The following is a 15,194-nucleotide window of genomic DNA, read 5'->3' on the forward strand; positions in this document are numbered from 1 at the left end:
GCTGGTACGCCGCCTGCCGGTCGAGCACGGCCTGGCTCAGCTCGCCTTGCCTGGCGCGCAGCCGCACCCGGCGGTCCTCGGTGTCGCTCCGGCGAGGAACGGCGGGTTCAAGGACGTCATCTACGACGTTGCACGGTCCTGCTGAATCCATGGACCACCACAGACGACAAGCAAGATAGGTGAAACGGATGCCGGTGCGCGGATTGCTGCCGCGTCTTCCACGACGGACCTGGCTCATTCTCAGCGGCGATGCCGTGTCCGCGCTCGGCACGGGGATGACACTGCCCTTCTTCCTCATCTACCTACACCGCATGCGGGATATCGACCTTGCCCTGGCAGGGCCGATCTTCTCGATGATCGCGGCCGCGGGACTCATCGGAAACCCTCTCGGCGGTCTGCTCTCGGATCGCTTCGGCGCGCGGCAGACCAGCGTGGCGGGCCTTGTCATCGTCGCCGCGGGAACCACGGGTCTGGCGGTCATCCAGTCGGCCTTGCAGGGATTTCTCGCGGCCGGGGTGTACGGGCTCGGCATCGCGATCACGGCACCGGCCTTCCAGTCACTTCTCGGCGGCTCGGTGCCCGCGGAGCTTCGGGCGCAGGCCTTCGCGGTCCGGCAGGCCGCCGTCAACGTCGGCGCCAGCGCCGGAGGGCTGGTGGCGGCGTTCGTGGTGAGCTTCTCGTCGTTGCGGAGCTTCGTGATCCTCTACCTGTTGGACGCGGTGACGTTCCTGATCTTCGCCATGCTGATCGCCCGGTTCACGCATAATCCTCCGCAGATCCAGAAACCGCCGATCACCGCCGTCGCGGGCGGGTATCGCGAGGTGGTTTCGAACCGGATGCTGCGGAGGATCTGGGTTCTGGTGGTGGCCGTGGTCGTGTGCGGGTTCGTGGCCTACTACACCGCCTATCCGATCTACGCCACCGAGGTCGGCGGGCTCGACGCCGGAGGCCTGCGCTTCACCTTCATCGTGCAGACCTGCATGGTCGTGGTCGCCCAGCTCTTCGTGCTCCGTCTCATGACCGGCCGGCGCCGCACTCGCGGGTTCGCGCTCTGCGCCGTGCTGATGGCCGCGGCGTGGGCGACGGTACTGGTCACCCCGCTACTGGGAGGCGGCGGGATCGCCCTGACCGGATTCACGATCGCGCTGACGCTGTTCGCCATCGGGGATGCCTTCCTCGCCCCGACCATCCCGCCGATCATCAACGATCTCGCCGACGACTCGAACAGGGGACGGTACAACGGGGCGTACACCCTCGCATGGACCAGTGGTTACGTCATCGGCCCCGGATTGGCGGGTATGGCGCTCGGCGCCGGCTACGGTTCGGTGCTCTTCATGGTGCTGGTGGGGGTGCTCGTCCTGGTGGCCGGCCAGGCGATCCGGCTGGAGCGCTTCCTTCCCCCGTCGGTGAACGGGGTCTCCGCCGAAGCGACTCCCAGCGAGGCGATCGAAGTGACACAGGGGCGCGGCTCGCATGACGGCTGAAGAGACACCCGCCATGACGGACCTCGACCTCTCCCGTGAGCACGAGCGGGCAGGCCGCTATGCGGAGGCGTACGACGGCGTCATGGTCGCCGTCCGCGATCTCACCGGCGGCGCCCGCGCGGGCCACCCGGACGCCGGTGGCGATCTCGCCGACGCCCTGATGCTCGCGAGCCGGCTGTGCCTGCGCCTCGGACGCCACGATGAGGCCGAACGCCACCTCGAACGCGCGGCCGAGGTCACCCGGACGGGCGATCCGGAGATCCGGCTACGGGTGACCGTGGACCGCGCCGACCTGCTGCGGGCCAGGGGGCGCTACGGCGACGCCGACGTAATGCTCAGGAACGCGCTGGTCCTGGCGGAGGAATCCTGCGGCCCCGACTCCCTCGCCGTCGTCCGGGTCTGCAACAGCCTGGGCGTACTTCACAAGTACACCGGTCGGTTCGACGAGTCCGAACGGTCGTACCAGCGCGCTCTGAAGATCGTCGAAGCCCTGCACGGCGCGGACCATCCCTACCTCGCCGACATCAATCACAACCTCGGCGGGCTGAACCACGCACGCGGCACCCACGCGCTCGGCGAGCCCTTCGCCCGCCGCGCGGTGGAGATCCGGCGGCTGGTACACGGTCCCGCCCATCCTGAGGTCTCCGGCGACCAGGTGGCGCTCGCCGCGATCCTGCGCGAGCTCGGCGAGGAGGAGGCCGAGCGGCTGCTGCGCGAGGCCCTCGCCGTCTTCGAGGAGCACTTCGGGCCCGAGCACTACGAGGTCGCGTCGACTCTGAACAACCTCGCCGCGTTCCAGTACACCAGAGGGGATCTGGAAGCGGCTGAGGCGACCTATCGCAAGGTGCTCACGATCAAGGAAGAGCTTCTGGGCGAGAACCATCCCGAGCTGGCCGTGGCCCTGAACAACCTCGCGGCGACCCTGCGCGGGAGTGGCCGGCCAAAGGAGGCCGTGACGTTCCTGGAGCGGGCGCTGAACCTGCTGGACGGCGTGGTGGAGCGGGACCAACCCGTCCGGCTGGCCTGCCTCGGCAACCTCGACGCCTGTCGGCGGTTGATGAGCTCACCGGAAGCCCGGTAGATCAGCGGGCGCGCGTGCGTCGCGCCGGCAGCGGCGCGCACAGCGCCGAAAGGGGGCCCTGACGGGAGAGTCAACCAGGTGGTCGAGGCCACTGCCAGGGTTTGCAGTGGCCTCCAAGCTCTCCTCAAGGGAGATCGGTGATTGTGATTGCGTTCAAACCGCTCGGTTTTGCAGTCCAGAACCAAGCCGCCCCCACAGGAAGACGCCCATGTCACGCCAGCCCGCACGCGGCCTGTTCATCCACTACGACGAGCCAACTCTCCGCGGAGCCTCTCCACGATGATGTGATGGGGCGGTCACGCGGGTTGGTGATCGATGTTTTCGGCGGATGCGTATCCTCGTGACGACGCCGTGCCCGCAGTCGGTACTGAATCATTCCTTCTCCCCCTCACGCACCGCACACGGGCGCCGACCCCGGCATGGTCGGCCTGGTCCTCCCGATGACCGCGGTCGTGAGATCCGTCGGAAATCCCGTTGCCGGTCCGCCCGCGAGTCGTCCTGATTCGTGGAAGACCGGCGTGGACACGCTTGCGCGGCAGGCTGCGGCATCACCATGTCCGAACTCCGGAAGTGGCACGTGCCAGGTCCAGGCCTGCCGACGCTCGATGCTGAGTGGGCATTAATGGTGGCATTTCGGGTTCTTGGAGCGTTCGAAGTAATCGGCGCCGGAGGGCCGGTGAACCTCGGGGCACCACGACAGCGTTCGGTTCTCGGGCGATTACTGGTCGCCCGCGGCCAAGTCGTGCCGATCACGCGCATGATCGACGACCTGTGGGGCGGCCACCCACCGGGAAGCGCCGTCACCTCGGTGCACGCCTACGTCTCCAACCTACGGCGCGTCCTGGAATCGGACCGCGCGGCGGGCACCCCGCCCCAGGTGCTGGTCACGGTCTCTCCCGGCTATGCCATACGGAGCAAGGAGGCGGACGCCTGGCGGTTCGAGGACATGGCTCGGCGGGGAGCCGCGTTCCTGGGCGCAGGAGACGCCCGCGCGGCTCTGCGCGAGCTCGACGCGGCAATCGAGATCTGGCGGGGACCGGCGTACGCCGAGTTCGCCACGGCCGACTGGGCGCTGTCCGAGATCGCCCGCCTGGACGAGCTGCACACCATGGCCGTCGAGCACCGCGCGGCCGCGGCGATCGCGCTCGACTCGCCGGGCACCGTGATCGCCGACCTGCGCGCCCACCTCGCCGAGCACCCGCTACGGGAGGAGGGATGGCGGCTGCTCGCGATCGCCCTCTACCACCAGGGCCGGCAGGGGGACGCGCTCGTCGCACTCAGACAGGCCCGCCACACCCTCGCCGAGGAACTCGGCGTCGACCCGAGTCCGGCGCTGCAACGGCTGGAAGCCGACATTCTCTCGCAATCTCCCGAGATCGCGCGGCCGGTCGCCGTGAACAAGCCGTTGGAGCACATGACCTCCTCCACAACGTTGTCCTCGCCGGAGAGACTCCGCCGGGTAAGGGCCGAGGCGGGTCCGGAGACCCTCGACCCGATCTTCGGCAGGGCGAGGGAACTGGCCCTGCTCGCCGGGATGTCCCGGGGCATCGCGCTGATCAGCGGTGAGGCGGGCATAGGAAAGTCCGCCCTGGTGGAAGCGGTCGTCGCCGGACACTCGCGCTCTGGTCGGCAGGCCGCCGTCAGCCGCTGCCCGGAGACCGGCGGAGCTCCGGCCGGATGGGCGTGGGTGGAGATTCTGCGTACTCTCACGGCTCGCGTGGCCCCCGCCGAGGCGGTGGCCACGCGCATCCGGCGGCTGCTCGCCGATCCGGATGCCCCGTACCCCGTCCACGGCGACGCGGACCTCACCGCCGAACGGTTCCGGTTCCGCCGCGACCTGGCGGCGTATTTGGCGGAGGTTGCCCGGGTCTCCCCGCTGCTGCTCGTCCTCGACGACCTGCACCGGGCCGACGATGAGACGCTGGCCATCTTCGTGGACCTGGTTTCCGAGCTGAGGGACGCCGAGGTCCTCATCGTCGGCACTTTCCGCGAGGAGGAGGCGGACGGACTCGCGGAGACACTGGCCACGCTGGCCCGCCACGAGCCGCTCCGCATCGTCCTGGACGGGCTCGACCAGAACGCGGCGGAGCGGCTCGTGACCTCCGTCTCGGGCAGGGCGGTGACGCCTGGCGTGCTCGCCGCCGTAACCGACCGCACCGGCGGCAACCCCTTCTTCCTGCGCGAGACCGCCCGCCTGATCGCCACGGAGGGCGAGGACGCCGCCCTGTCGACCGTGCCCGCGGGGATACGCGACGTGCTCCGGCGCAGGTTCGCCCGCCTGCCCGCGTCCATCCGGGGCGTGCTGAGCGAGGCGGCGGTCATCGGCAGGGACTTCGACATCGACGTGCTGATCGATGTGAACGGCAACGGCGAGGAGGTCGTCGTGGAAGCGGTCGAGGCGGCCCTGACAGCCGGATTGCTCGTCGAGCCCGAGGGTGGTGGGCTCCGCTTCACCCATGCCCTCACCCGGGACGCGCTCTACGGTGAGATGTCCCGCCTGCGGCAGATCCGCACCCACGGCAGGATCGCCGCGTCTCTCGAACGGCTCCGCCCGCGCGAGGCCGCCGCCGTGGCCCACCACTTCGCCGCGAGCGGGAAGCCCTCGGCCGCCGCTCGCCACTGCGTGCTCGCCACCGAGCGAGCCAAAGGACGCTCGGCGTACCGCGAGGCGGCTTCCCTCTGGGGACGGGCGATCGAATTCGCGGACGAGGAGGATCTGGAACTGCTCGTGCGACGGGTCACCGCTCTGGCGCTCTGCGACGAGCTGGACGACGCCAGGGAACTGTGGAAGCGGGCGATCCAGCTGGCTCTTCCGCACGCCAGCCCCGAGCTGACCGCACGGGTCGTCGGCGTACTGGACAAGCCGGCGGCATACGGCACCGGGGGTGGCGACAAGGGCTTCCAAGAGGTCGTCCAGGTCATCGAGGAGGCGCTCTCCCTGCTGCCCGCGGGCGACCGCGCGGCACGCTGCCTGCTGCTCACCTCACTCGCCTTCGAGGTCGCGGGTTTCGGGGACGAGGAGGCGACCCGGTTCACCGAGGCGGCAGACGAGGCGCAGGCCACGACCAGGCGGCCGAAGGGTCCGGAAGCGGTGGATCGCGACCCGTGCCGTGCACCTCTGTACAGGCAGGCTCCGTCCATGAGCCGCCGGTTTCGCCGAGGCGGCGGAGGCGGGTGACGGGGAAGGGCACCGCGGCCACCACCGACCGGCCATTCGCGCGTGCCGTGGTCAGGCCCGGTACGGCGACCTGTACCGATCGGCGGTCAACCCTCGGCTCCAGTCGACTGCGTCGAGCGGCGTGACTGTCTCGGCGGGGACTATCAGCCCGGACTTGCCCGGGGCCCCGTCACGTTCATTCCCGCCGTCGGCGGACAGCAGGACGCGGACGTGCTCCCCGAACACCTGCGTCGGCACGTCGTAGAGCGAGAGGGTGCGGCCGGGATTACCGGGGTCGGCGGCTTCCGCGACGAGCTTCAGCCCCGCAGCGGCGACGTAGCGGTACCAACCAAGGGATTCGATGGCGCACCTGCGGATCTCCTCGTTCCCCTCGGCCAGGATGGCCTCGGGGGTGGGATCGGTGATGACCCACTCGGGGACCCGGATGCCGTGCCAGGCGTGCAGCGCGTACCCGTCGGGCCAGGAAAGGGCGGGGCCGGTTTCGCAGTGAAGCCGATGGTCGTCGTCCCGGAGAATGGCGACGGGACGTTCGGACAGGACCACCGTCCCGTTCAGCGGGATCCACCAGCCGAGGTGCCGGCTCGCCTCCGCCAGCGTTTCCAGACGCTCGCCGGGCTCCAGCCCGGCTATCCGGAAAGCGCAGGTGTACAGTGCGATCCAATAGGCCTCGCGCCAGATGTCGAGGATCCCCCACACGTATGTGCAGGTCTCGGACCGGAACTGCTCCCACAGCCGGCCGAGGAGCTGGCCTCCGAGCTGGGCTCTGAGCTGCCGCCAGAGCTGCTCCCAGAGCCGTTCCTTGAGCTGGCTCCGCAACCGGTCCCAGAGCTGGTTGCCCAGCCGGGCCCTCAGCCGGTCGTGCATCTGGTCCTTGAGCCGGTCCTTGAGCTCCTCCTTGACCTGGCTCCTGCTGGAAACCCACAGGTCGTCGCCGAGCCCGCTCCGGCGGACCTCCACGGCCCGCTCCCACGAGGGGTTCGCGGGGGGAAGCCGGTCGAAGGCCGTGACGGTCGACAGACACTCCATCGGGGAGTCGGCCCATATCACGAGAGAGGGGGCGTCCAGCCCGGCGGCGCCGTACGCGTGGCGCACGGCCCATTCCGCCCTGTCCTTGTCGACGGCCACGGTGGACAGTCCGTAGTCCATCCACTCGCGGAGCACGGCGTCAATGATTTCCTCGTGTTCAGAGGTGAGATCACCCCCGAAGGCGGATGGACACATGGTGCTCAAGTGTTCTCTCCATTCGCACGTCGGATACGGACAGGACTGACGGATCTCCTGTCACATAACGAGGTCCGAGCCGGACTGTCGGGCACCAGCTTCGCCTGCCGTTCTTGGTGGATGCTTGGCGCCCAGCGCACCCGCACCTTGGCTCACGGGGTCGACGTCACGAATCGGCCGTCGCACGCTCCCGGATGCTGCCTCTGCCGACGCGGCCCACCGAGTCGCGCTGTCTCATGGCGGGACCGCGGGCGCGCTCCGCCCCGTGCGCGAGGCTCGAACGCACGGCAGGGCCCTCGGGGAACGGCCCTCGCCCCGGCCGAACGCGGGGCGGCCGTCATCTTGAGGTCAGCGAGGAACGAGCCGACGGGTGAGAGCGCGGGTCAGCTCCTCGATGTCACTTCCCGGCTCGGGCTGGATGTTGCCCTCCACGAACAGGTTGGCAAGACCGTGCATGAGCGCCCACGCCGCCAGGGCGACGGTCCAGTCGGCCGAACCGGGATGCCTCGCCGTGCCGCGCAGCAGCTGGTGCCCGGTTCGCTCGCGAGCGGCCACGAATTCGGGGTCCCTGGTGTCGAGCAGGTCGGTGGCGCGCATGACCGCGAAATACGCCCGGTTACCGGTGGCGAAGAGCACGTAGGCGACGCCGAGCTCGGCGAGCCCGCCAACCGCCCGCGCTCGCTCCAGCTCGTCGGCCAGCCGATGGTAACCCTCCACGGCTATCGCGGTGAGAAGGCCCGTCTTGTTGCGGAAGTGATGGGTGGGCGCGGCGTGTGAGACGTCCACATGGCGGGCCACGTCGCGCAGGCTGAGCGCGGCGGGTCCGTCCTTCGCGATGGCCTCCATGGCGGCGTCCAGCAAAGCTCGTCGCAGGTCACCGTGATGGTAAGGATATTTTTGATCACTCCTGCTCACGCGGGCCATACTAACCGGATCCGTGTCCCGGGCAGGAGGACCACCCGTCACGGCCGGGGCACGGCGGTTCCGGGCTCCTCACCGGAATGATCTGCGGCTCCGGCACCGCTCGGGGACGAGCGGCCGACACGATCCGGTACGCCCTCCATTCTTTTCAGGTCGTCCGGCGTCTCTTTCCACAGGCGCGCGTCCGCGCAGATGCGGATCTCGACGACCTCGCTGATGTGCCGTCCTCCGCACCGGTCTCCGGGCACCACCAGGTGCGGCCCGCGCGCGTCGAGGTCGTCGTCGTCCATCCGGACACCCACCAGCACCGGGACATCGCCGAACTCCGGGTCGATCTCCCCCCACGACAGCACCGCGTGATGGCCGTCGCGCCCCAGCACCGACACCAGGAACCGCAGCCGGTCCTTGCGCTCGGAGGCGTCGAAGACCGGCCCGGCCGCGCGGGCCACATCCAGGAGCAGGGGGCCGGTGAAGCGGTGGTGCCGGGTTCCCGACGTGCGGCAGGCGAAGCCGACCTCCACCGTCCGCTGCGGCAGGGCCCGCAGATCGGCCATGCTCAACAGTCCGGGAAGGGACAGGTCGCCCGACAGGCGCAGCCGCCCGCCGGCGCGGACACGATCGGGGACGTCGATCGACATGGGCCGCATCAGCCCTCCCTCGCCCGTGATCAGGTCATGGACATGGACCTTTACCGCAATATTCCCGCCCCGCGCCTCGATCACACGCATATGCGAGGGTAAAAGCACATAACTATGGCAAACACGAGATCCGATTGAGATTTCTTCTCGCATCCGCATCCTGTGGGAGAGCGAACGCATCAGTTTTTCGGCGTGATCCCTCGCTCCGAGTCCTTCCCCGGCCTCTCCCGCAGAGGCTGCTCCCCTCCTTCAGAGGCGGGGAGCGAGGGTGATCGCGTCGAGGAGGCGGGGGGCGAGGGCGGCGGCCTGGGCGCGGATCTCCGCGATCGCGGTGCTCTCGTACAGGCTTCCGCGCAGCAGCGGGCCCAGGGCGAAGATCCGGCCGTCCGGCCGTCCGGCCGCGTCCAGGACCACGCCGCCGGGGCCGGCCTCCAGGCCGAGCCCCAGACGGTCGGGCCGGGCCGTGCCGGTGGCGAGGAGAGCGGCCAGGAAGGGGTCGCGGGCGATGTCGGCGCCGGGACCGGTGGCGTTGACCAGCCAGCCGACGTCGAGTTCCCTGACCGCGCCGCCGCCGGTGTTCAGGTGGACGTGCAGCCCGCCGGGGCCGGTCACAGCCCGGATCAGTTGCCCGCGCAGTACGTGCAGGCGGCCCGCGGCCCGCAGGGCGGCGATCCGGGCGGCGGTGGCGGGCGGGATCCGATGGCGGTGGACCTCCCAGTAGCGGGCGGCCAGGTCCAGGAACCGCCGCTGGTCATCGGGGGAGAGCCGGGCCCACAGGCTCTGGGTCTGCGGCCGCAGGCCGTCGACCACGCCGTACCAGTCGCCCCCGTTGTCCCTGACCGCGACGCGCACGGCGCGCAGCAGGGCGGCGATCCCCAGCGGCCCGTCCGGGAACGGCGTCGCCACCGGGGGCGGCACGGGATCGGGATGCGGCCGCGGCAACAGGGCGTGCCGGGACATCGCGTACACCACCGCATCCGGGTGCGCCCCGGTCACGGTGACCGCCACATCCACCATCGTCAGCCCGGTCCCCAGCACGAGCGCCGGCGCGCCGTCGCCGATGCGGGCCAGCGCCTCCGGCGCCCACGGGTCGGCGACGTATCGGGGACTCCCGGCCTCCACGACGCGCGGCCAGGCCGCCGGGGTGCGATTGCCCAGCGCCAGGACGACGGCGTCGGCCTCGACGTGCCCGCCGCCGGACAGATGCACCCGCAAGCCCGGATCGCCGGTCAGAGCCTCGGCCGTACCGGTCACCCTGCGCACCACCCGGACGGGCCACTCCTCGGCGCCGTCCAGCAGCGCGCGCAGGTAACGCCCGTAGATCCGCCGGGGCAGGTAATCGGAGCCGGAAACCGCCAACCCCGCATCACGGGCCCAGCGCAGCAGGTGGCCGGCGTCGCCCTCCAGCCCGCTCATCTTGTCGGCGCCGGCGTTGAGAAGGTGGTGGGGATCGACGGTGGAATAGGCCTGCCCCAGCCCGTGCCGCCCGTACCGGTCGATCATCACGACCTCCAGCGGCACGGCGCGCACCCGCGCCTCGCGCAGGAGGTGAACCGCGGCCAGGGTGCCGCTCGCGCCGCCACCCACGACGGCGACCACTTGAGAACCTGACATGCCACTCACAATAACCTACTAAACATGTAGGTTATATAGCCCATCCCTGCCGTTCCGAGAGCTCATCAGTGGCCACAGCGGGGTGAACCGACCACGCCCGCACCCGCCGGACTCCCCAACCCCACCCGGCCGGCCGGCGATGTCCACCTCGCGCGCACCCGCACTGCGCCGACCTCACCGGAGAGCGTCCGGCCGACACCCTCGTGGCGGTTGGCAACGTGCCCGTCGGGCGACTCCCGGCCCGCCATGACGGCGGCTTCCACCCCGGCGCGTGAACATTCTTCCTCCATCCGAAAATGATGTTTTCGGCTGGAACAAATGTGAGCACCGGACTGCGGCCCCCTCGACTGCCTCCGGACGGCACCGGACTTCACGGAGTCGACGGCCGCGATCCATCCCAGGTGTTCGGAAGGGGGGCGGGCGGCGATACCGGCCCCGCGGGGACTCTTCAAGATCGAAATCACACCGCCGATGTCGATCCCGTGAAGTCTGGAACGCCCGAGGAATCCATTGACACCAAAGCCGGGACGATGCATCTTTACATCGACAAGTTCGATGTGGCGGACGCGGCAGAGATGACGGACACCTGGGATTTCCAGCTGTTCAGGCTCTGTTGAGGCCGACTTACCGAGAAGCCCCGCCGTCGGACAATCGCATCATGATCATCCTACGGATGACAAAACCAGGGAGACTTCCTTTGAGCACGGTCATGGACGAGTACGAAGGATCACTGCAGGCCAGCCGCCGGCGTTTCCTCGAAGACGCGGCCGTTTCCGAGATTTCCTCCGCCGACGCCGACGAAAGGCTGTTCGCCCGCTGGATGCTGCGTTTCAACGCACACGGCGTCCACATGACGCATGACGTGGAGCACTGGATCTCCAGTGCCGGCGCGCGCTGCGGCGAGCTGGGCATGGAGAAGCTGGAGAAGGCGCTGAAGGCGCACGCCAGGGCGGAGGCCGGGCACGACCGGATGATGGTCACCGACGCGAAGGCCATCGCCGACTGGTGGCAGGAGAGGTTCGGCGAGCCGCTCGACACCCAGCTCCTGCTGGCCGCTCCCCCGCTGGCCAGCACGAACTTCTACGCCAAGCTCCACGAAAAGGTGATCTCGGGGCCGAGGCCGTTCCTCCAGCTCGCCATCGAGTACGAGATCGAAAGACTGTCGATCACGATCGGCCCCACCCTGCTCGTCAACTGCCAGCGGGTCTTCGGCCCGGACCCGGCGTGCTACAGCTTCCTGGCCGAGCACGTGGAGCTCGACGCCGGCCACACCGCCTTCAACCAGCGGCAGCTCGGAGAGCTCCTCAAGCAGTTCCCCGACGCGCTGGACCTGATGGTGGAGACAGGCAAGACCGCGCTGACGTCGTACGCGGCCTTCATGGCCGAGTGCCTCGATCTCGCGAAGGCCGACCTGGAATCGGACAAGGTCGGCGTGTGAGCGCTCAGCCGACCGAACAGGAGCTGCGCTTCCCGATCCCCGAGACCAGGATGTGGCGCGAGGCGGGTTCCGTGGACACCAGGGAAGACCTGGTGGTCGACCTTCGGGTTCACCGGCAGTCACCCTTCGAGCAGCCGGCGGAGTGGCTGGAGGCGGTCCGCCGGTTCCGTGCGTGGGTCCTGTACGACAACGGCAGCAGACCGAGCTTCCGGGTCGCCGACACCGACTACGTCGACGCGCAGAGTCTCGACCTGGGCTCCTACCATCTCATCGCCTATCTGGAGGGCACTGCGGAGATCGCCGGCTGCGTCCGCCTGGCGCCCCCGGAGCTGGCGCCCCGTTTCCAGACTCGGCGCCACCTCGGCGGCCGGGAGTACGCCGACATGCTCGCGAACATGCAGGTTCCCGCCTTGTCGGTGTTCGAAGCCGGTCGGCTGGCCACGGCTCCCGAACTGCAGGGCCAGGGATTGGGCAGCTGGATGGTGAACGCGGTCGTCGCGGCCGGCCACGCCCTGGGTGCCTCCCTGTTGCTCAGCACGTCCGGCACCGGCCAGGGGCAGCACCTGCTGTTCGGCCGCCTCGGCTGGCAGGCGTTCCCGGACACGGACAAGTTCTCCGCCCACTACCAGGACACCGTACGCGTGATCGCACACCGGCTCAGCCTCGGGCACACCGCGGCGGAACTGCGGCGGCACATGGACAACCTCTCGGCCGAGGGCACCACCCGCATCCAGGGGATGCGCCTCTGACCCCGCTCCGCCTTCGGTGCACGACCTCAGCCCGCGGGGACTCGGTACCCCGCTCCCCGCGGGCGAGAGGCCGCTCGATCCGGAGTTCCGGGGATCCCCGTCCCGGCTCCCGCCCGCGGGCGTCCCGGAGCCGGGACGCCCACAGGAAGGCTCACGGTCAGCCTGCCGTCTTCTCGGGGGAGCCGACCGAGCGGAGGACCGCGTCGGGGATGACGAGGTCGGCGCGGGAGCGGGTGGTGGCGACGAGGTCCGCGTTGCGCTGGTCGGTGCCCAGCACCCAGGCGACCGCGTCGTCGCGATCCTTGCCGAAGTACTCGTGGCGGGAGACGAGGCGGCGCACCCGCTCGTCGGGGCCGAGGTCGCAGTACCAGACCTCGTGGAGCCACGGCCGTACGCGTGACCAGTCGCCCTGGTCGAGCAGCAGGTAGTTCCCCTCGGTGACGACGAGCCTGGCGGCCCGGGTGACCGGGATGCTGCCGGCGACCGGCTGCTCCAGGTCGCGCTCGAAGGCGGGCGCGTAGACCACGTCGTCCTCGTCCTCGCGCAGGCGGCGGAGGAGTGCCGCGTAGCCGGCGGCGTCGAAGGTGTCGGGCGCCCCCTTGCGGTCTCGGCGCCCGAGCCTGTCGAGCTCGACGTCGGCGAGGTGGAAGCCGTCCATCGGCACGTACGCCACCCACTCCCGCGCCGGCAGCCCCTCGGGAGGCGCCGGGCGCAGCATCTCGACCAGGTGCTCGGCGAGGGTGGTCTTGCCGGCCCCCGGACCGCCGGTGATGCCCAGCAGCGCGCGGTGCCCCTCCCGTACGAGAGAGCGGGCCCGAGCGGCGAGTTCGTCGAGGGAGGTCATCTCCCCGAACCTAGCCGAGCCGCCCCCCGTCCTCCAGCCCGGGTCGTACGCCTGCCGGAACACGATGCAACACTTTCCCCCCTTTCGCCGTCTAGGTCGTGACGATCGGGAAGGGGCGACATTTGGAAGACGAGCCCGGCTTTGACGACTTCGTGGCCGAGCACGGGGAAGCGCTGCTCCGCTACGGGTATGTCCTGACCGGCAACCCCCACGATGCCGCCGACCTCACCCAGGAGGCACTGACCCGGCTGCGCGACGCGTGGTCTCGGGTGCGGCGCAAGTCCGACGCGCACAGTTACGCGCGGACCACGATGGCGCGGTTGCACATCAGCATCTGGCGGCGGCGCAGACGCGAACACCTCACCGGGGAGCCGCCCGAGCGGAGCTGGCAGGTGGTCTTCCCCTCCGACGAGGAGCAGGGGCTCTGGCAGGAGCTGGCCGCGCTGCCCCGCAGACAGCGCGCGGTGCTGGTACTGCGCTACTACGAGCAGCTGACCGACGCGGAGGTCGCCGAGGTGCTCGGCATCTCCATGGGTACCGTGCGCAGCCAGGCCTCCCGGGCGCTGGCCACGCTGCGTTCCTCCCTCTCCCACTCACCGGCGGCCTACGGGAGCAAGCGATGACCGACATCGAGGAGAAACTGACCCGGGTCCTGGCCACGGCGGCGGACCAGGTGCCCCGGCGGACGCCGTACGAGCTGTCCGAGGGGGTCGGCGCGCGATATCGCCGCAGGCGGGCACGGCCCGCGGCGCTGCTCGCCGCCGTGGCCGTGCTCGTGGTGGCCGGCGGGGCGGGTGCGGCGGTGAGAGCCCTGGGGGCGCGGGCCGTGCCGGAACCCGCGGTGAACGCCACGGGCACACCGGGACCGACGCCGCGGCCGGAGCCCGAACCGGCGGAGAAGCTGCCCCCGCGTATCGAGCGGGTATGGCCGCGAGCCCTGCACAAGATCCCCGCCAAGCTGCCCGACGGCCGGGAGTACCACCCGCAACTGCTCCTCGACGATCGCACGCTGCTGGTCATGACGGGGGTGTCCGACGGGACGAGGCAGTTCCTGTGGACCTACGACCTCGCAAGCGGCAGACCCACACGGATCGCCGAGATCCCCCCCACCCGAGGGTCCGCGATCTTCGCCGATGGCGTCGCCGCAGGCGGCGGGAACATCGTCTGGTGGGCGTCGTACAAGAAGCCTGGCGGGCAGCGGGTCGCCCGGATCTGGACGGTGCCCACCGGCGGCGGTCGGCCGCGGCAGGTGACCGACGTCCAGCTGGAGAACGTGATGAAGCAGGGGCACATCCGCGCGCTGGCCGTGGTCGGCTCGGATGTGGTCTTCTCCCGTGAGAGCGGCGGGGTCTACCGGGTGCCGCTGCGCGGCGGCGAGCCGAGAGCGGTACCGGGTACCGAGGGGCGACACCTCCTGCGCTGGCCGTGGGTGGGCCGGCACACCAAACACGCCGATCTCAGCAAGCTGGTCGTCTTCAGCGAGCTGTTCAACGTCGAGACGCGGAAACGGCGCGACGCCTTGGTCAGGCCCGGTGAGAGTTTGGTCAGGTGCGGCGTCGACCTGTGCTACGGCATGATGCCGCCGGAGGGGGAGCTCCCGCGCCGCTTCGTCCGCGACCGCGACGGTTCACGGGAGCGCGCACTGCCCCGGAACGTCCAGCTGGGCGATGATCCCGGGCTGGAAAGGTTTTTCAAACTGATCGGCCAGAAGGGCGTCGCCCTGTACGACATGGTCACCGGCAGGTCCGCCGACCTGGGCATCCGGCCCACCAAGGACGGAAGCATCGGAGTCCCCGACGGTGGCCTCGACCGGCTGATGACCTACCGGATCGGGGACAGGGTGCACGTCGTGGACCTGGCCGCGATCAAGTAACGGTCCCGGGGCACGCGGGGGCGGCTCGCGCTGCACGCCGCCACCGTACGCGTCTCGCACGGCGACTCCCTCCGACGGAGCCGCGCCCCGTCCAGGTGCTCGGATACGTCATGCGGAGCCGCTTGTGAGGCACCTCGTGCTGGGGGACACGTG

13 protein-coding genes are annotated in these 15,194 nt (G+C 70.1%); 8 read left to right on the forward strand and 5 right to left on the reverse strand.

Going from position 1 to position 15,194, the window contains the following annotated elements; all coding sequences use genetic code 11:
• Positions 1-188 precede the first annotated feature (188 nt).
• The 3 genes from ABZ260_RS30530 to ABZ260_RS30540 all read left to right on the forward strand — a co-directional run bounded on the left by ABZ260_RS30530 (position 189) and on the right by ABZ260_RS30540 (position 5,743).
• A complete protein-coding gene (locus ABZ260_RS30530) occupies positions 189-1,484 on the forward strand; it encodes an MFS transporter (protein WP_355624743.1) in 1,296 nt (431 codons plus the stop codon).
• A gap of 13 nt (positions 1,485-1,497) precedes the next feature.
• Positions 1,498-2,565 (forward strand): tetratricopeptide repeat protein, encoded by a 1,068-nt coding sequence (locus ABZ260_RS30535; RefSeq protein WP_355624745.1) that lies wholly within the window; start codon positions 1,498-1,500, stop codon positions 2,563-2,565.
• A 622-nt stretch (positions 2,566-3,187) separates the two neighbouring features.
• Positions 3,188-5,743: a BTAD domain-containing putative transcriptional regulator gene (locus tag ABZ260_RS30540; RefSeq protein ID WP_355624747.1), complete on the forward strand. Its 2,556-nt coding sequence runs from the start codon at positions 3,188-3,190 to the stop codon at positions 5,741-5,743.
• Between the two features lie 51 nt (positions 5,744-5,794).
• Here the strand turns inward: ABZ260_RS30540 and ABZ260_RS30545 are convergent, their stop codons facing one another.
• The 4 genes from ABZ260_RS30545 to ABZ260_RS30560 form a co-directional block, all read right to left on the reverse strand.
• On the reverse strand, positions 5,795-6,904 hold the full coding sequence (locus ABZ260_RS30545; RefSeq protein ID WP_355624749.1) for a DUF6745 domain-containing protein: 1,110 nt from the start codon (positions 6,902-6,904) through the stop codon (positions 5,795-5,797).
• 408 nt (positions 6,905-7,312) lie between these two features.
• A complete protein-coding gene (locus tag ABZ260_RS30550) occupies positions 7,313-7,888 on the reverse strand; it encodes a TetR/AcrR family transcriptional regulator (RefSeq protein ID WP_355550285.1) in 576 nt (191 codons plus the stop codon).
• A 38-nt stretch (positions 7,889-7,926) separates the two neighbouring features.
• A complete protein-coding gene (locus ABZ260_RS30555; protein ID WP_355624751.1) occupies positions 7,927-8,532 on the reverse strand; it encodes a hypothetical protein in 606 nt (201 codons plus the stop codon).
• 240 nt (positions 8,533-8,772) lie between these two features.
• Positions 8,773-10,137, reverse strand: a complete 1,365-nt coding sequence (locus ABZ260_RS30560) for an FAD/NAD(P)-binding protein (protein WP_355624753.1) — start codon at positions 10,135-10,137, stop codon at positions 8,773-8,775.
• A gap of 320 nt (positions 10,138-10,457) precedes the next feature.
• Between ABZ260_RS30560 and ABZ260_RS30565 the strand changes: the two genes are divergently transcribed.
• The 3 genes from ABZ260_RS30565 (at position 10,458) to ABZ260_RS30575 (ending at position 12,324) form a co-directional block, all read left to right on the forward strand.
• Positions 10,458-10,754 (forward strand): hypothetical protein, encoded by a 297-nt coding sequence (locus ABZ260_RS30565; RefSeq protein WP_355624755.1) that lies wholly within the window; start codon positions 10,458-10,460, stop codon positions 10,752-10,754.
• Between the two features lie 80 nt (positions 10,755-10,834).
• Positions 10,835-11,575, forward strand: coding sequence for a hypothetical protein (locus ABZ260_RS30570; protein WP_355624757.1), 741 nt, complete (start codon positions 10,835-10,837; stop codon positions 11,573-11,575).
• Positions 11,572-12,324, forward strand: a complete 753-nt coding sequence (locus ABZ260_RS30575; RefSeq protein ID WP_355624759.1) for a GNAT family N-acetyltransferase — start codon at positions 11,572-11,574, stop codon at positions 12,322-12,324. The genes ABZ260_RS30570 and ABZ260_RS30575 overlap by 4 nt, the downstream gene beginning before the upstream one ends.
• A 157-nt stretch (positions 12,325-12,481) precedes the next feature.
• Here the strand turns inward: ABZ260_RS30575 and ABZ260_RS30580 are convergent, their stop codons facing one another.
• Positions 12,482-13,168 carry a nucleoside/nucleotide kinase family protein gene (locus ABZ260_RS30580; RefSeq protein ID WP_355624761.1) on the reverse strand — a complete coding sequence of 229 codons (687 nt, stop codon included), beginning with the start codon at positions 13,166-13,168 and terminating at the stop codon, positions 12,482-12,484.
• A gap of 122 nt (positions 13,169-13,290) precedes the next feature.
• On the opposite strand from ABZ260_RS30580, the gene ABZ260_RS30585 reads away from it, so the two are divergent.
• Together ABZ260_RS30585 and ABZ260_RS30590 are read left to right on the forward strand one after the other, a co-directional pair.
• Positions 13,291-13,791, forward strand: a complete 501-nt coding sequence (locus ABZ260_RS30585; RefSeq protein WP_355624763.1) for a SigE family RNA polymerase sigma factor — start codon at positions 13,291-13,293, stop codon at positions 13,789-13,791.
• Positions 13,788-15,041 carry a hypothetical protein gene (locus tag ABZ260_RS30590; RefSeq protein WP_355624765.1) on the forward strand — a complete coding sequence of 418 codons (1,254 nt, stop codon included), beginning with the start codon at positions 13,788-13,790 and terminating at the stop codon, positions 15,039-15,041. Before ABZ260_RS30585 ends, ABZ260_RS30590 begins: the two co-directional genes overlap by 4 nt.
• Positions 15,042-15,194: the final 153 nt, after the last annotated feature.

Origin of the sequence: Streptosporangium sp. NPDC006013, assembly GCF_040614275.1 — a bacterium.
Taxonomy (GTDB): domain Bacteria; phylum Actinomycetota; class Actinomycetes; order Streptosporangiales; family Streptosporangiaceae; genus Streptosporangium.